The 17,994-nt window shown below is 41.8% G+C and carries 13 protein-coding genes; 10 read left to right on the top strand and 3 right to left on the bottom strand.

The window, feature by feature from the left end:
• Window positions 1-83 precede the first annotated feature (83 nt).
• The 6 genes from RYK49_RS08340 to RYK49_RS08315 all read left to right on the top strand — a co-directional run bounded on the left by RYK49_RS08340 (window position 84) and on the right by RYK49_RS08315 (window position 10,131).
• Entirely contained in the window at window positions 84-2,327 is a 2,244-nt protein-coding gene (locus RYK49_RS08340; RefSeq protein WP_314865412.1) for an ATP-dependent Clp protease ATP-binding subunit, read from the top strand.
• Between the two features lie 207 nt (window positions 2,328-2,534).
• The gene (gene lpdA, locus RYK49_RS08335) at window positions 2,535-3,875 is read left to right on the top strand and encodes a dihydrolipoyl dehydrogenase (protein ID WP_314831206.1); all 1,341 of its coding nucleotides are present in this window, start codon (window positions 2,535-2,537) and stop codon (window positions 3,873-3,875) included.
• Between the two features lie 15 nt (window positions 3,876-3,890).
• The gene (locus RYK49_RS08330; protein ID WP_048773414.1) at window positions 3,891-4,964 is read left to right on the top strand and encodes a thiamine pyrophosphate-dependent dehydrogenase E1 component subunit alpha; all 1,074 of its coding nucleotides are present in this window, start codon (window positions 3,891-3,893) and stop codon (window positions 4,962-4,964) included.
• 18 nt (window positions 4,965-4,982) lie between these two features.
• Complete coding sequence (locus RYK49_RS08325) at window positions 4,983-6,014, top strand: alpha-ketoacid dehydrogenase subunit beta (protein WP_004186958.1); 1,032 nt, start codon at window positions 4,983-4,985, stop codon at window positions 6,012-6,014.
• Between the two features lie 13 nt (window positions 6,015-6,027).
• Window positions 6,028-7,287: a dihydrolipoamide acetyltransferase family protein gene (locus tag RYK49_RS08320; RefSeq protein ID WP_314865410.1), complete on the top strand. Its 1,260-nt coding sequence runs from the start codon at window positions 6,028-6,030 to the stop codon at window positions 7,285-7,287.
• 243 nt (window positions 7,288-7,530) lie between these two features.
• Window positions 7,531-10,131 carry a PRD domain-containing protein gene (locus RYK49_RS08315; RefSeq protein ID WP_314865408.1) on the top strand — a complete coding sequence of 867 codons (2,601 nt, stop codon included), beginning with the start codon at window positions 7,531-7,533 and terminating at the stop codon, window positions 10,129-10,131.
• Window positions 10,132-10,243: 112 nt separating this feature from the next.
• Here the strand turns inward: RYK49_RS08315 and RYK49_RS08310 are convergent, their stop codons facing one another.
• The 3 genes from RYK49_RS08310 to RYK49_RS08300 form a co-directional block, all read right to left on the bottom strand.
• Window positions 10,244-11,629: an MATE family efflux transporter gene (locus RYK49_RS08310; protein ID WP_314831209.1), complete on the bottom strand. Its 1,386-nt coding sequence runs from the start codon at window positions 11,627-11,629 to the stop codon at window positions 10,244-10,246.
• Between the two features lie 115 nt (window positions 11,630-11,744).
• Window positions 11,745-13,706, bottom strand: a complete 1,962-nt coding sequence (locus RYK49_RS08305) for a family 20 glycosylhydrolase (protein ID WP_314831210.1) — start codon at window positions 13,704-13,706, stop codon at window positions 11,745-11,747.
• 79 nt (window positions 13,707-13,785) lie between these two features.
• Window positions 13,786-14,223 (bottom strand): DUF3284 domain-containing protein, encoded by a 438-nt coding sequence (locus RYK49_RS08300; RefSeq protein ID WP_046165576.1) that lies wholly within the window; start codon window positions 14,221-14,223, stop codon window positions 13,786-13,788.
• Between the two features lie 372 nt (window positions 14,224-14,595).
• On the opposite strand from RYK49_RS08300, the gene RYK49_RS08295 reads away from it, so the two are divergent.
• From RYK49_RS08295 to RYK49_RS08280, 4 genes are read left to right on the top strand one after another with little or no spacing between them, the layout of a single operon-like run.
• A complete protein-coding gene (locus RYK49_RS08295) occupies window positions 14,596-14,928 on the top strand; it encodes a PTS lactose/cellobiose transporter subunit IIA (RefSeq protein WP_002915240.1) in 333 nt (110 codons plus the stop codon).
• Entirely contained in the window at window positions 14,925-15,215 is a 291-nt protein-coding gene (locus tag RYK49_RS08290; RefSeq protein ID WP_314831211.1) for a PTS sugar transporter subunit IIB, read from the top strand. Before RYK49_RS08295 ends, RYK49_RS08290 begins: the two co-directional genes overlap by 4 nt.
• A gap of 13 nt (window positions 15,216-15,228) precedes the next feature.
• Window positions 15,229-16,536 (top strand): PTS transporter subunit EIIC, encoded by a 1,308-nt coding sequence (locus RYK49_RS08285; RefSeq protein WP_314831212.1) that lies wholly within the window; start codon window positions 15,229-15,231, stop codon window positions 16,534-16,536.
• Window positions 16,533-17,939, top strand: coding sequence for a glycoside hydrolase family 1 protein (locus tag RYK49_RS08280; RefSeq protein WP_314831213.1), 1,407 nt, complete (start codon window positions 16,533-16,535; stop codon window positions 17,937-17,939). The genes RYK49_RS08285 and RYK49_RS08280 overlap by 4 nt, the downstream gene beginning before the upstream one ends.
• Window positions 17,940-17,994 lie beyond the last annotated feature (55 nt).

Below are 17,994 nucleotides of genomic sequence, written 5' to 3'. Positions count from 1 at the left end.
TCAAGTTTTTGTTAAAATAGGTTAATTTTTAAAATATTGTTTGCAGTTGTCTTTGGTTTTCAGAAGAAAAGCGAGGGAACTATATGACTGAACACTATACCCATCTTTTGCAAGAAGTACTAAATGCTGCAAAGGAATTAGCTATTCAAAAACACAATTATCAAGTGGACATTCCGCATGTCTGGACAGTGCTGACCCAGCCTCAGGCTTTTGCCTTGGAATTCTATACCGGTTTGGACCTTGATATTAATGAATTTATTAGTGTCATCAATCAGGAACTAGCCAAGATTCCTGTATTTTCACATACCGATACAAACCGCTATGGACGTCAGTATAGCCAGCGTCTCAAGAATCTTTTGGATGATGCAGAGGCTGAGAGGACGGAACTGAGAGATGAGGTGGTAACAGTAGAACACCTGATTCTCAGTCTATTTCACCAGCAGCGAAATCCGATAACTGTCTTTTTGAAGCAGACAGGGATTGATAAGGAGCTGGTTGCGAAAAAGTTGAATAAGGTTCGTCAAGGCAAACGAGCAGTCTCTTCCAGTCAGGAGATTCGCTATCAAGCCTTGAGCAAATATGCAACTAACTTTAATCAGTGGTTGTCAGACCAGACCGGTAGGAAGGTGATAGGCTGCCAAGAGGAAATCAATGATATTATCCGTGTCCTTTCCAGAAAAGACAAGAGCAATGCCATTCTCATAGGCTTTCCAGGTGTTGGAAAATCCAAAGTAATGGAGGGGTTTGTTGGTAGACTGCTTGCTGATGATGTTCCAGAACATTTACTGGGCAAGGAAGTTTTTAAGTTAAATCTAGGCGGACTGATTGCCGGGACTAAATATAGAGGAGAGTTTGAAGAGCGCTTCAAGGCTGTTTTGGATGAGGTGCTGGCTGCTAAGGGGAAGATTATTCTTTATATTGAGGATATCCATCAAATCGTGACAGCAGGTCGGACAGAGGGGTCTCTAGATGCTGGCAATCTTTTAAAGCCGCTCTTGGCTCAGGGACAGATTAATATCATCGGCACAACGACTTTTGCTGCCTATCGAGAAAGCTTCGAGCTAGATCAAGCTTTGGAGGGGCGCTTCCAGCGCATTCGCATTGAGGAGCCTGATCAAGATAAGGCATTGACAATTCTGCAAGGACTGCGGGAGAATTATCAGGACTTTCACGGAGTTAGGCTGACGGACGAAGCCTTGCAGGCAGCAATCATTCTTTCAATTCGTTATCTATCAGATCGTTATTTGCCTGATAAAGCACTGGACTTGATTGATGAGGCGTGTGCTGTCAAGAAAATCCAGCTATCTCAAGCGGAAACTGAACGACCAGACGTCAGTCGTGAGGATATAGCCAGTATCGTAGAACGTATAACGGGAATCAAAGTGCAGGGAATCATGGACAATGAGCGCGAACACTTGCTAAATCTAGACAAGCTCCTGCGCCAGAGAATTGTAGGGCAAGACCAAGCTGTTCAAAAAGTTTCGGAGGCTATTTTGCGCTCGAGGGCTGGAATTCAAAATCCAAAACGTCCTATTGGTTCATTCCTCTTTCTGGGGCCTACTGGAGTCGGGAAGACTGCTCTGGCAAAAGCCCTTGCTGAGCGGCTGTTTGGCAATGAGTTGGAAATGGTCCGACTGGATATGTCTGAATATATGGAAAAACATGCCGTGGCTCGTTTAGTTGGTCCGCCACCAGGCTACGTAGGATTTGAAGAGGGAGGACAGCTGACAGAAGCTGTTCGTAGGAGGCTCTATTCTATTGTCTTGCTGGATGAGATTGAGAAAGCCCATCCGGATGTATTCAACACTCTGCTGCAAGTCTTGGACGAAGGACGCTTGACAGACTCAAAAGGCCGTACTATTGACTTTAAAAATACTATTTTGATTATGACAAGCAATATTGGTTCCCAGCAGATTTTGGAAAGTCTCAAAAGTGAACAGGGACTGACTGCTGAAACCCAGGAAGAAGTTCTGTCCTTGCTGCAACATAGCTTTAGACCAGAGTTTTTAAATCGGATTGACGAGACGGTTATTTTCAACCCTCTAAGGGCAGAAGATATGATCAATATCGTAAAAATTATGGTTCAGCAACTTCAGGAAAGGTTGAAACATCAGAAGATTCAGCTTCATCTGAGCGAAGAAGTTTATGCTTTTTTAGCCCAGAAAGGTTACCAATCAGAGTTTGGTGCTCGTCCTATTCAAAGAAGCATTATGCGCTATCTCGAAACGCCTTTGGCTCGTTATTTGGTAGAAAATAAGGAAACAAGTGAAATGACAGTTCAAGTCAGTTTGAAGGATAGGCAACTGGATTTTAATTATTTGGTATAAGTATCTTCCAAAAAGGAAGCGCTTACTATGTATGGACAGAGAAAAATACAGAAAGGAGGTTCATAGCTTCTGAGCAGACGCTATCCTGAGATTTTAAAATGAGTCTTAGGTATACGAAAAATAATAAGATACTTTTTGTATCTATAGCCGACAGCAATCATTTTGATTGTTGGAGCACCCTTTGCATTTTATGAAAGGAGGAGTGTTTTGTCTGTTTATGATGTTTTGATTATCGGTGCTGGACCGGGCGGTTATGTGGCTGCTGAAGAAGCAGCTCGTTTAGGTAAGAAAGTCGCCGTAGTAGAAAAGAAGTCTATCGGCGGAACCTGCCTGAATGTAGGATGTATACCGTCTAAGGCCTATCTCCAGTACGGTCATTGGCTGTTGACATTAGAAGATGCCAGACGTTATGGCATTGAGAGCAAGCTTGAAAGGATTGATTTTGAGAAATTGGTAGACCGAAAGAATCAGGTTATTGCCAGTTTGCAATCTGGAATTCATGCTAGCTTTAAGTCTTTAGGTATTGAATATATCCAAGGGCAGGCCAAGTTTGTCAAAGACCGAACTTTCTCCGTCAATGGTAAAGAAATCAGTGGCAAAGATGTGATTTTGGCTACTGGCAGTTATCCTTTTGTGCCTCCTATCAAGGGATTGGAACAGGTTGATTATCTAACGACGGATACGTTTTTTGACTTGAGGGATCTTCCTGAGAAGTTGGTAATTATCGGAGGTGGCGTTATCGCAATTGAGCTAGCTTTCGCTATGGCTCCTCTGGGTGTTGAGGTCACTGTTATCGAGGTTGCGCCGGAAATTCTATTGACTGAAGAAGGAGATGCGCGACATGTGATTCAAAAGAAACTAAAGAAAATGGGGGTGATGATTTACCAAGGAGCGCAGATAAAGGAAGTAACTGCTAATTCTGTCTTACTTGAGAACGAGCAGGTTGCTTTCGACCATCTTTTGGTCGCTACTGGCCGCAAACCAAACCTAGAGCTAGCGCAGGATATGGGTTTAGCCTTGACAGAACGGAATTTTGTCAAGGTAGATCAATACTACGAAACATCCAAAGAGCATGTTTATGCTATCGGTGATCTCTTGGAATCTTATATGCTGGCTCACGTAGCTAGTGCAGAAGGGATAAAGGCTGTAAAAGCTATCTGCCGGAGAGCTGAAGAAGCAGTTGATCCGCTGGGTGTTCCCCGTTCACTCTACACCAATCCTGAAGTAGCTTCTTTTGGTCTCAGCAAGGAAGAGGCTGAGCAGGCCGGCTATGATGTTCTGGTCGAGAAGCTGCCTTTCTCTTATAATGGGCGGGCTATCGCTATAGGTGAGACGGAGGGCTATGTCAAGCTAATCTCAGAAAAGCAATACCATCTTCTGCTAGGTGCAGTCATCGTCGGTCCTCACGGTACGGATCTTCTGCAGCAGTTGATTTTGCTGAGGCAGGCTGAAGCAACGCTGGATCAAGTTCTTGAAACAGTTTTTGCTCATCCTACCACATCAGAACTAATACAAGAAGTCGCTAAAAGACTCGTTCAGGACGATTAATGAGGAGGTAAAAATATGTCAAATTATAAAGATTTACCACAACGATTGACCAAAACAAGAAGCCAAGGGGCTGTATCGGAGCTAGTCGATTTAAAAGTCCATGATGCTACTGAAGTTGAGGTGGAGCAGATTTCCAAAGAAAAAGCCAAGACCATGTATAAAACCATGTGGGATATCCGTAATTTTGAGGAAAATACTCGGCGTTTCTTTGCTGCAGGACAGATTCCTGGCTTTGTTCACCTTTATGCCGGAGAGGAAGCGATTGCTACGGGTGTCTGTGCCAATCTGACAGACCAGGACTATATTACCAGTACTCACCGAGGACACGGTCACTGTGTTGCTAAGGGCGGTGATTTAAAGGGAATGATGGCAGAAATTTTTGGCAAGGAGACTGGACTTGGAAAAGGAAAAGGCGGATCTATGCACATCGCCGATTTGGATAAGGGGATTCTCGGTGCCAATGGTATGGTTGGTGGAGGCTTTGGTCTAGCAACTGGTGCTGCTATGCGCAACAAGTACTTGAAAACAGACAGTGTAGCTGTCTGCTTCTTCGGTGACGGTGCAGCCAATGAAGGAAATTTCCATGAATGTCTCAACATGGCAGCAATTTGGAAACTGCCGGTTATCTTTGTCAATGAAAACAACTTCTTTGCAGAATCGACACCGCAATGGTATTCTTCAGCGTCTGGCACCATTGCTGAGAGAGCGGCTGCTTATAATATGCCCGGCGTTCGGGTTAATGGTAAGGATTTATTCGCTGTCTACCAAGTAGCCAAGGAAGCTGTAGAGCGGGCTCGTAGAGGGGAAGGTCCTACCTTGATTGAGGCTGTAACATATCGCGATCATGGTCACTTTGAAGGGGATGAGCAGAAGTATAAGGCTTTGGAAGGTGAAGAAAAAGACTGGGCTGATGTGGATGCTTTGGACGTCTTCCGTGACTACGCTATCGAGCATGGCCTCTTGACTGAAGATGAACTTGATGCCATCTTAGAAGAGTCTCGAAAGGATGTGGAAGAAGCTATCAAATTTGCTCAAGACAGTCCTATTCCTCGTCCCGACTCTCTGCTGGAAGATGTATTTGCTGATTGATAGAAGGAGGTTGATCAAATGGCTAGACAACTGTTATTTATGAAAGCAATCAATGAAGCACTGGATCAGGCAATGGCAAAAGATGACACCGTAATCCTTCTGGGAGAAGATATTGCTGGCGGTGTAACAATCAAGCACTTGGAAGAAGAAAACGAAGATGCTTGGGGCGGCGTAATGGGTGTAACCAAGGGACTGATGCCAAAATATGGCCGAGAGCGGGTGATTGATACTCCGATTTCTGAGCACGGATATGTATCGGCTTCTGTTGGAATGGCTCTGACTGGCTTGCGGCCAGTACCGGAGCTGATGTTTAATGACTTTATCGGTTTCTGCTTTGATGCCATTCTGGGGCAGGGCTCAAAAATGCGCTATATGTTTGGTGGTAAGGCCAAGGTTCCGATGACAATGCGGACCATGCACGGGGCAGGAGCTTCGGCAGCAGCTCAGCACTCGGGTTCTTATTACGGTCTCTTCGGATCCATTCCCGGCATTAAGGTAGTCGTTCCGGCAACACCTTACGATGCTAAGGGCTTACTGCTGGCTTCTATTGAAGACGACAATATCGTGATTTATTCAGAAGATAAGACTCTCTATGGTATCAAAGGAGAGGTACCAGAAGAATATTATACAGTTCCAATTGGGAAGGCTGCTGTCCGCCGTGAGGGAACTGATCTTACTATCGTCACTATCGGTAAGATGCTCTATGTAGCTTATGAAGTAGCGGATCGCTTGGAAAAAGATGGTGTTTCAGTTGAAGTGATTGACTTGAGAACGGTAGCTCCTTGGGATGAGGAGACTGTCTTTGAATCAGTCAAGAAAACTGGACGGCTGATTATCGTTGATGAATCCAACCCTCACAATAACACAGCGACAGATATTGCAGCAGCAGTGACAGACAAATGCTTTGACTATCTGGACGGCCCGGTGAAATGCGTCTGCGCGCCAAATGTGCCGGTACCATTTGCGGTGAATTTGGAACAGCTCTATATCCCTAATGCTGATAAGGTTCTGACAGTTGCTGCAGAATTGATTGACGATCTGAAGAGATAGAAGGGAGGCAAGTATGGCTACAGAAATTGTAATGCCTAAGCTAGGCTTAACAATGACCGAAGGTCTGATAAATAACTGGCTGGTCAAGGAAGGCGACACCGTAGCTGCTGGTCAGCCTGTCTTGGAAATCAGTTCTGAAAAATTGACCAGCGATGTAGAGGCGCCAAGCGCAGGAGTGATTTTAAAAATTATCAGTCAGGCGGGCGATACTGTCCCGTGCAAGAAAGTAATTGCATGGATTGGTGAAGCAGGAGAAACTCTTCCAGGTATGGAAGCAGAAGAAGCCTCTGCGAATAAATCAGAAAGTGAGAAGGGAGCAGTTGATGCAGCGCCTGAATTAGCTGAAAAAACTGTGGCAGCAAGTTCCAACACTGTTGGAAAAAGTGAACATGGACGTATTTTCATCACTCCTCTTGCCCGCAAGATTGCTAAGGAAAAAGGATATGATATTTCCTTGATTTCAGGAACGGGAGGCAATGGCCGTATTACCCGACGGGATGTGGAAAACTATAAACCAGAGGCGCTTCCAAACCAAACACCTGAAAATAGCTCTGCGATCCTTCAGCCGGCTAGTCAGGCTGACTATGGCGCAGGATTGACAGGCATGCGTAAGTCTATTGCGGAGCGGATGATGACCAGTCTCCAGACATCGGCTCAGGTGACCTTGCACCGTAAGGTGGATATCAGCAAGCTGATGGCCTTTAGACAGGATATGAAGGATAAGGTAGCTTCTCCATTAGAAAATGGTGAAATCAGCATCACGACTCTGCTGACAAAGGCAGTTGCCAAGGCATTGAAAGATCACCCTCAGCTCAACGCTTGGTATTTCAATGGTCAGTATCAGGAAGTAGAAGATATTCATATCGGTATTGCGACTGCGCTTAGTGATGGTCTGGTGGTGCCGGTCATTCGTCACGTGGATAAGCTAACGCTGGCTGACTTGGGCTTAGCTATCAAAACAGAGGCCAATCAAGCTCGTAAAGGCACTTTAGATCCAGCTCTTTACTCAGGTTCAACCTTCAGTATTACCAATCTCGGGGCAGCAGGGATTGAGTATTTCACTCCTATCTTAAATACACCAGAAGTGGCGATTTTAGGAGTTGGTGCCCTGCAAACGGCGCTGGCTCTTGACAGCCAAGGACAGGTCTATGAGCAGAAATTCCTGCCGCTCAGCTTGACTTTCGATCATCAAGTCGTAGATGGTCAGCCGGCAGCGGAATTCTTAGCCAGTCTAGCGGACAAGTTGGAATCTCCTTACGACTTGGTTTTCTGATAAAAGAATGAATAAAGAATTTCATTCCTAAATGATAAAGAGAAAGGCCAGCTGTTTGTATCACTCATTAACAGTTGGCCTTTATGTATTCTATCATTCTCTTGCTTCAAATTTATAATGTTTAGATAAGGAAATGACAGGATGATAGGGAGTAACTTCTAAGGCTCTAAGTAGGTGGATAAAGCTGCAGTATAAGTTAAATTGAATGACGATAATGGGAGAAAAATATCAGTGAGGTAGAATATGAAGGTTGCCAAAACACTAGTCTTAGAATATCTAGAGCAAGAATTACTAAAGAATAATAAGCAAGGTCTTGAAACGAAAGTAATTGCTGCTGCTTTAGGAATGCAACGCTCAAATGTGAGCACTATTTTGAATCAATTGGTAAAAGAAGGGATACTCGTTAAAGGAAATACACGGCCAGTTCAATACAAGTTAAAAGAGGTATTTGTAGAAAATCCTTTGGATTTTCCAAGCATTATAGGTGAAAATGGCAGCTTGCGAACAGCCATCCAGTTAGCGCAGGCAGCTATTTTATACCCAAATTATGCCCTTCCAGTACTCATTTTATCCGAGATTGGCGCTGGTAGAACTCACTTCGTTAATAAAATGATGGAGTTTGCCATTCAAAATCAAGCGATTAGTAAACCTCAGTTGTTTGAAAAAATTAACTGCTTAGACTATATTGATGTTCTGGATGATTTGCTGAAGTTGTTATTTGGATCAGAAGCAACGAAGTCTGTATTTGAGAAAGTAGCAGAAGGAATTTTATTTATAGATAACATACAAGTTTTATCTTCGGCGGATCAAAATAGATTGATTTCCTGGCTGAATCACAGAGAAGGGGAACAAAAGAGACGTCAGAAGAAAGGTTTGGTAATTATCGGAAGTAATGCTAAGCTATCTGAACATTTATCCAATAAACTTCCTGTTGTAATCCAGCTGCCTTCTTATCCGAATCGACCGATTAGTGAAAAGCTAGAGTTACTAAATTACTTTTTAGCTATCGAATCAAAGAATTCTGCGCATGATATTCAAGTGCCGCGTGATGTCATTCATTCCTTCATCCTATCAGCGAATATTAGCAATATAAAAGAATTAGAATATGCAGTTCGAACAGCTTGCGCCAATGCTTTTGTAAGAAGTCTGAGGTCAGAGCTAAAAGATTTAACACTCAGTAATGACGATTTACCCATTCCTTATCAAGGGATTCGTCATTTAGGAAGTCATAATGTAGTTAAAATCGATGAATTGATTGGAAAACGTAAGGTGCTGATTTATGATAAGGAGTTGGGATTGCTGGATTTTCCAGAGCAAGAGTCTGATGATTTATATAACAAAATTAAATCAGAATATTCTCAGTTATCAGAAAGAGGCATTGAGCAGGATGATATTTTTGAGGCAGTGAGAAACTATATTCAAAGCTATATTGAATACAAACCTTTTGTTAAGAAAGAGGATGAGTTGGAAAATCTTAATCAGCTTGAGACGATTGTTTCTGCTGAAGTGATTCAGTTGGTACAAGCCTTTGTTCTATCTGTTCAAAAGGAACTCAATATAGAGCTTAATTCAACGGCATATTACAGCATCAGCCTTCATGTCAATGCGATGATTAAGCAGAAAGGCTCGTTAAATCGGCAGTTGGATAATGATGCTATTGTGAAAGTGATTCGGGATTATCCAATAGAGTATGCACAATGTTCTAAATTTGCTAGGCAACTAGAAACAAGATTTCAACTAGCTGTTCCGATAGATGAAATCGTCATCCTCACTATGTTTATTATTGAATCCGAAAAGAAACAAGATAGTCTACGACCTATCTTGCTCTACGTTCTGCATGGTAAAGGGGTTGCCAAGTCCTTGGCTGAGTCAACCAAGATGCTGACTAAAAATAGCCAAGTGTATGGCTTTGATATTCTATTAGAAGAATCTCTAGAGGAAAGCTATCGTAAATTAAAAGAGCAAATTGAGGAGCTAGACCAAGGTTTAGGGGTCATCGTCCTCTATGATATGGGATCAATTAAGGAAATGCTGGATAAAATTCGAGAAGAAACTCTGATTAAAATCAGAGAATTTGAAATTCCCATTACGATGATTGGTATGGGGATTGCGCGGCGCTGTTTGATAGAAAATGATATTGACAGTGTCTTTCACGCTTTTCATATGGAAATGAATCAGCTTTATAAAAATCGGGATCAAGAAAAAATCATCATCACGCTCTGTTATACCAGCGAAGGAGGTTCTCTTCAGCTCAAGCACTATCTTGATCAGTATTCAAAGCTGGGTTACCGTGTCATTGCTTTGTCAGTTGCTAATAAGGAGATGTTGATTGAGGAAGTGATGACCTTAAGAAAGACCTATCAAGTTCATGCTTTTGTTGGAACTTTTGACCCCCAAATTATGGGTATCCCTTTCATTTCCATTAAAGATGTTTTTGAGCAACCCAAGGAACACTTAGATAAATTATTGATGTTTGTACCGACCTCTGTCAATAGCTACGATTATGAGAAAGTTTACCAATTTTTAGAAGAGCAATTTGTCTATACTTCCTTAGCTAAGATTAAAAAGATTCTTCCTGCTATTTTAGATGAATTTGATTTTTATTATCAGCTGACAGAGGAGCAAACAATAGGCTTGTTTGTTCATATTGCGTGTCTGGTGGAGCGAACCCTTTCAGGAGAATGCCTGAAGAAGGGCAGTAAAGAAATTGCTGGTGTTATCGAAAAATTCCCTGATGACTATAAGCATGTTAGGAAAATCATCCGAACAGTGGAGCGAAGCTTTAAGATTCTTATAGATGACGCAGAGATTAGTGTTTTAATTCAGATGCTGCGCAAGTTATAAAATTGTATGTTAGAGTAGCAAACCAATAAAAAAGCACCTAACTCTCATTACCCTGTTTAATCGGGATTTGCACTTCCGATTTCTGTGGTAATGTTGTGATTTAGATGCTTTTTTACATGCGCTCTTGCACAAGATTATGCAGCCATTTCCCTGAGAAGACACGAGGGATGCCCCAGATTGGCTTGAGAATATCTTCGCCATTTATCACAAGAAAGATTAGCCAAATGGGAGCCTGCAGACTAACCAGAGCATAGCCAAGTGGAATGCTGAAGAGCCAGACAGGTAAAACATCTAGCAGGCAGGCATAGTTGGTATCGCCTCCGCTACGTAAAATCCCGACGATTAAAACAACACTAAAAGCTTTTGGGATAAACAATAGGGCATTTAACTGAATCATCAGGATGGTTAGCTGCTCTGTCTGATTGCTTAAGTTGTAGAGTTTCAGGGCTAAGGGCATGGCCCAGATGAGTAGGATGCTGACGATGAGCCCGATGAGAGGTAACAGAAGTAAGAAGCGCTTGGCATTTTGTAAGGCTTTTTCTACTTGATTCTCCCCGATAGTATTGCCTAGCATAACAGCTACGGCATTTCCCGCACCGCGTACAAAGACAAAACCAATTTGGGCAATGGCGCTAGCAATCTGGGTAGAGGCCACAACTTCAGTACCTAATAGTCCGATAATGGCCAAGCCAATTGATGTTCCAAGAGACCAGGCGCCTTCATTGAAGACGACTGGCAAGGTTTTTTTCAAAAATTGATAAACGAAGTCTTTGTGGAAAGCAAAGAGTTCAGCTATGCTAGCGGCTCCAGCCATCCTTGTTCGATAGACACCAAAGACTAACCAGCAAAGCTCCAGCAATCGAGCAATAAAGGTAGCAATAGCAGCACCAACCAGTCCAAGTTTAGGAAACCCAATCAGCCCAAAAATAAGGACGGCATTGCCAATGATATTGGTCGCCATGGATAGGAGACTAGCAAGAGTTGGTAAGAAAACTTCGTTACTACAGCGGCACATGGTGGCCAAGGAGGTTGTGATAGCTGTCATCAGGTAGGTCCAGGAGACGATAGATAGGTACTGGGCACCCAACTGAATAGCTTCGGTATCATGGATATAAAAGCCAATCAGTTGCTTGGGAAAGAGTAAAGCGACTAAGGTAAAGGAAACGGAGATGATTCCACTCAGCATATAGACTAATCCCAAGGTTTTTCTCATATCAGCAATTCGCTGGGCTCCCCAGTATTGGGCCATGAAGACAGAAGCTCCGCTACCGATACCAAACTGTACAATAGTCAAGAGAAAGAAAATCTGGTTGGCAGCGCCAGCAGCTGCTATTTGTTTTTCCCCTAGCTGTCCAATCATGACAACATCAGCTAGATTGACAGCGCTGGCCAGTAGAAATTGAAGAGAAAACGGTAGGCTGAGACGTAAGAATTGTTTCAGAAATGTTTTCTTTTTACTCACTCTCCCACCTCCCTTCGTTTCAAATAAGATAAGCAATCAGTATGCCCAGTAACCTGATATCTAGAAATTTGTAGTTCCTTTTGAACTGGATGATTCTGATCCCTCATAAACTTCGCTCTTTCTACCTGATAGCTTGAAATAAGCATCAAGTTTAGTGATAATAGGCAATTTGATCAACAAAAATTTGACAATCTTTGTCAGCTTCTGTTTGAACTTCTACATTCTTCAATTCCTTTTCAGGATAAGGGTTTTGAATAGGAAATGCGAAGAAAGTTTGCTGCTCTTTTTGATAAGGTTTGGTGCTAAGAGAGACTTCAAATAATTGCTCGTCTACTTTATAGATAGGTTCACCAGGTAAAGGGTTGGTATTTGTAGACCGATCCCATTTAACACTTGTTTTGCCAATGTTTTCTCCAAAGATAATGGGAAGAGTAAACTCGGTTTGATCAGTATAGGTTAGTAGGATATTTCCGATTTGATAGGTTTCCATTTCAGGGAAGACACCGTCCACAAACCATTGGTATTCTACAAAATAGTCAGTAGCATAGCCGATTTCAATCCAACTGGGATGCGCCAGTGCTTCAAGGCTGCGCGTGTGGTTCTGCAGGTCAGGATAGTGGTAATGGAAGAGATAAGATAAGGTTTTATCACGGATAGTCGCATAGTCTTCATCGCGATAGTCATGATTCCAAAACATCTCGTAAGCATACGCCAATCCGAAGAAAATGACATTTCTCTGCAGGATTACCTCATTCAAGGTGCTCCAGTTGGAGATGATAGCTCCCTTGCTCCCCTTCTTCAAGTGCTCAGCCCAATGTGGAAAGAGATAGCCTTCAAAATTACCATAACGGATGGTAAATCCTTCTTCTAAAACTTCATCTTCCAGTTTTTCATCCAAACTCCAGAGCCAATGAAGAATTTCGACATCTTTGGGAATCTGGTGAATGGCCTGCCAGGTTGCCGGCATGATGCCAACTTTTTTGCCTGTATCTTTTTTGAACTGGGGAGTGTACATGATGATTTCTGCTCCACCAAAAGGCCCTGCATCAGGAACGATAGCGTTTTTCAGAAGCTTGTCTCCCCAAATCATGGTTCGGACATTTTTCTGCTTGAGGTAGTCATAAATCTTGATAATGTCCTCTGCAAAGATATCAGCTCCAGCCTTCCCTTTGCAGCGCTCACACATGGCAATTGAATAGTATTCATCATGTCCGATATTGATGATTTCAGGTTCAAAGACCTCAATGATTTCATCCAGAACATCAAATAGGAGTTCATAAGAGGCAGGATTTGATGGGCAGTAAGTATCCGGATAAGGATCTTCAGGGATTTCTGCGATTTCTGGGTGACCAAGCATCAGGTAGTCACAGTGGCCAAGAGAGGGAACCTCAGGAATCACTTCAAAGAATAGTTCCTTGCAGTAGAGGACCAGATCTTTCACATCATTTTGACTTAGAAACTCCCCGTCACCATTCTCCATGTGAATGGCATTCTTGTACCAAGGGAAGGTATAGTCTTGGATTTCTTTGGTCTTGCCAGAGTATTCAGCCATATCAGCACAATATTTAATCCACTCTTGATTAATTTCAGGGTGTTTTTTATATTCCATAGCACCGCCGATTTCAATCATAATCGTATTGTACTTGAAAAAAGCAAGCATATCTACAAATTGCTTGAAGAAATCCATATTCTTACGAGACGGTAAAAAGACCTTGAGACCACGCTCAGAACAGACGGGTTCGTCGTAGGCCAAGCCATAAGGCAAGTAGCCATCCTGCAACATTTGAATAATTGAAATTGCCCCATAAAATAAGCCGCGTTGGGACAAGGCATAAACGAAAATGCCGTCTTGAGCAATCTTTACGATGTGCGCTTCAGGGTTGGATGGATAGGGAAGTGAAAAGGACTGCATGACCTCTTGTCCGACTTCTCGGGAAATCCCTTCTATGAAATGAATAGCAGGGAAAGCCAGCTGGCCATCATTTCTTGCTTTTGGATGAGCCAGTAAAGTGTCGGTCAAAATAGGAAGTGGGCTAAATATTTGAGTTTCTTTAGTGAAATAGCGACCGTTGTTTTCTTGTTTCCAATATTGAGGTGTGATGCCTTGTTTCATAATCTGCTCCTTGAATTATCTGAATATCTGCAAGTCATAAATTTGGGCACAAAAAGAAGGTATGAATCGAATTTGCCTGTTACTGAGTTTTCTCTTTTCTAGTCTTCTCGATTTCGCCTTGAATCTTATAAAGATTTTCCGAAAGACGACCAAAGTAGAGTAGCTCTCCCATCCACTTGATGAGCTTGCTTTTTGAATTTTTTGTCAATTTATTTTGTTCTTGTTCTAGTGTAACCTCTAGCCCTTTTGCGCAAGGCTTGGTCTTGTAGGAAGTAATCGTTTTTTCACTATGGGACGAGATTTGAATAACGTAGGTTTCATGGCGACGATAGTCCAGAATCTCATAATCAGTCTTAGTATAGACATTGTCTGACAATTTTGAGTAACGAAGTCCTTTCTTTAACCTATCTATCTTTTTTGTTTGATTGTCAGCTTGATTGATTTGATTCAGAAACTCGCTTTCCAAGAAGTCGTAAAATTCGTCTGAAGTGACTTGGAGTTCTCTAATAATCTTCATAAATTAAGTATATAATAAGCCCTTGTGGAAAGTAACCCCTTTAGGGAAATGAGACGGTTTTTAGCGCTTTTTTATACTCTTTAGTTTCGTGTTATACATTATCATAAAAAACGATTAATTTTTATACACTAATTTTACGATAGGTTCTAAAATATATTAAAGGAACTATTTAAAAATAACAGAGTACCAGAGGTAAAGAACGCAAGAAAGTGTTACTTTAAATTTTTTATAATAAATTGAGTATGAATGGCATTTGAAAATGGATACACTAAGATAGAAAACTGTATATCAAGAAAATGTAAACGTTTTTGACAGTGGAATAGAGCTATAGTAAACTGTGGGTAAGAAGTCAACTGGAAAGGAGGAGCTTGTATGGAAGAATGGAATAGTTCAGCGGAGATTATTGCCATGTCCTTAATTGCCAATTCTGGTGCAGCCCGATCCTTAGCTTTTGAAGCACTTAAAAAAGCAAAACTAGCAGAATTTGATGCAGCTAAGGAATTAATGGATGAGGCAAATAGTGTTATTTTAAAGGCCCATCATTCCCAAACAGATTTATTGCAGGAAGAAGCACAAGGAAACGGTCATCAGTTGAGTATACTGCTTGTTCATGCACAAGATCATTTTATGACGAGTCTCTTGGCCATTGACCTTATCACTGAGATGATTGAGCTGTATTCCAATCGAGAAGGAGAAAAACAATGAAAATCTTATTAATATGTGCAGCCGGAATGTCCACGAGCATCCTGATGAAAAAAATGGAGCAATATGCAAGTGAACAAGGTGTTGACCTCGATATCAAAGCGGTCGGATTGATGGACTATCAAGATTATGCTCAGGACTATGACGTAATTTTATTAGGTCCTCAGGTTTCTTATAAACTTGATTCTGTCAAAGAGACAGTTTCAAAACCTGTTGCCACCATCCCAGCTATGGATTATGCAATGGGAGATTGTAAGAATATCTTTCAATTAATTAAAGCAATATCTTAAGGAGGTTTTTCTGATGGAAAAATTCTTTAACAGTAAATTCATGACCAGGCTCCAGGAAATTGGTTATAAACTGGCCAACAATGTGTTTATACAGTCTTTACAAGCTGGATTAGGATCTCTCTTGGGATTGATTACCGTGGGGTCCTTATTTCAAGTTTTAGCTGCAATTGGAAATGAAACTGCTCTAGGTTGGTTCAAAACAGGGGATGCAGTGTATAATACATTGACCTTGCCTTTCCGTTATTCAATGGATTTTATTTCTATCTGGGTTGCTATCTTCTTTGCTTATCATTATGCTAAGAATTTGAAATTGAAATCTCCTATTATGGCAGCTGTCGATACAGCAGTTACTTTCATGCTTGTGGCAGGAGCTTTTGTTGATACTGAAGAATTCTCCGGTCTGCAATTAGACTATCTCGGCTCACAAGGTATGTTTATCAGCTTCTTTATTGTCTTTGTTGTCGTACAGATTGAAAAATTCTGTTATGAAAAAGATATTAAAATAAAGATGCCAGATGTTGTGCCGCAGTTCCTGCAAGATAGTTTCGGCTCTATTCTGCCGGTATTCTTCTCCATCACTCTCTTCCTCTTGCTGAATGTTGGAATTGGATCCTTGACAGCAGGAGCTTATAATGTTCCGTCTGGTTTTATGGCTCTCTTGCGTGCACCGCTTGGCGCTGTATCATCTGTTCCAGGTATTGTGATGCTTTGTATGTTAGCGCTGATTCTTTGGTGCTTCGGTATTCATGGTACCCTCATCATTATTCCAATCATTTCTCCGCTTGGGATTCAAGCGGCAACAACCAATGCTGCTCTTCATGCGAACGGTCAGCCAATGCAATTCTTCCCAGTCTTACTCTACACTTCCATGGCTTTAGTTGGTGGTACAGGGAATACCTGGGCACTAGTCCTGATGGGCTTACGTTCAAAATCTAAACAAATCAGTGCCGTATCAAAGATTTCACTCATTCCTGGGTGGTTTGGTATCAACGAGCCAGTAACATTTGGTATGCCAATTATGTTCAACCCAATTCTTTGTATCCCTTATGTACTCAATGTGCCTATTATGATGATTTTGACTTATTTTGCTTACAAAACAGGCTTTATCATTCCAGCTTGGATTGTTGTCAGCGCTCAGTTGCCAATGGGCTTTAGTAACTATCTGACCACCCTTCGTTGGCAAAACTTTGTTTGGGACTATATCTTGATTTTACCAGCTATGTTAATCTACTATCCATTCTTCAAAAAATACGAAGAGCAATTGGTTAAGCAAGAAGCTGAAATGGAAGCTCTAGAATCCAAAGGAGGTGCAGCAGCTTGATTGATGTAACAAAATTTTCTAGAGACTTCCTCTGGGGATCGGCTTCAGCAGCCTATCAAGTTGAAGGAGCTTGGGATGAAGATGGTAAGAGTCTGTCTATCTGGGACACCTTTGTCCGCCAGCCTAATAGGACCTTTAAAAACACGACAGGCGATGTGGCAGTGGACCATTATCATCACTACAAAGAAGATGTTAAACTGATGGCCGAAATGGGTCTGAAAGCTTATCGATTTTCTATTGCCTGGACCCGTATTTTGCCCGAGGGACGAGGAGAGGTTAACCAGAAAGGGATTGAGTTTTATTCAAATCTGATTGATGAACTTCTCAAATATAATATCGAACCCATTATCACGATCTATCACTGGGATCTGCCTCAGACGCTCCAAGATGAGTATGGAGGCTGGGAATCCAGAAAGATAATCGACGATTTCCTGTATTATGCAGAGATTCTCTTCAAAAACTTTGGAGATCGAGTGAAATATTGGATTGGACTCAATGAGCAAAATGTCTTTGTTGGACTCGGCTACAGAGATGGCTATTTCCCACCAGGAATTAAAGACATCAAGAGGATGCATCAAGTCAATCACATTGTCAATTTGGCCAATGCGACGATTATCAAACGATTCCATGATTTAAAAATAAAAGGTCAAATCGGTCCAAGCTTTGCCTTTCCTGTTCTCTATGCTCTGGATAATCGGCCAGAAAACGTTCTAGCCATGGAGAAATCTTTGGATGTTAATGTTTGGTATTGGATGGATGCTTATTTATTGGGACGTTATCCAAAGACAGCTCTAGCTTATTTGAAAAATCAATTCGGGATAGAATTAGATATCCGAGAAGGGGATTTAGAGATTTTAAAAGCTGGTCGTCCAGATTTCGTTGGTGTCAACTATTACCAATCTCATACTTTTGCTGCTAATGTACCGAATGCTGAAGCTGGAGAGCCGGACCAGTTTAAGCATGTGCCAAATGAACACTTAGAGCGTACTAGCTGGGAGTGGGAAATAGATCCAATTGGTTTGCGGATAGCTTTGCGACGGATTACCAGCAGATATGATATTCCAATTATGATAACTGAAAATGGACTAGGAGAGTATGACACCTTAACAGAAGATAGAAAGATCCACGACCCATATCGGATTGAATACCTCGATAATCATATTACAGCTGTACAAAACGCTATAGAAGATGGTTGCCAAGTCATCGGCTATTGTACGTGGTCTTTCACAGATTTACTTTCATGGCTAAATGGTTATGGCAAGCGCTATGGATTTGTTTATGTAGACCGTGATGAGGAAGAAGGGGGTAGTCTAGAGCGGATTCGAAAAGATAGTTTTTATTGGTATCAAAAATTAATTAAAGAATTTGAGAGCAAAAGAGAAAACAGTAGAAGCCATTCATAGAAAAAAGAGTCTGGGACAATAGTCCCTTATCTCCAAAAAAAGCAACGGTTTTATG

Source organism: uncultured Streptococcus sp., assembly GCF_963525625.1.
In the GTDB taxonomy this organism is placed as follows: Bacteria; Bacillota; Bacilli; order Lactobacillales; family Streptococcaceae; genus Streptococcus.
This window is presented reverse-complemented; position numbering and strand designations above follow the sequence as displayed.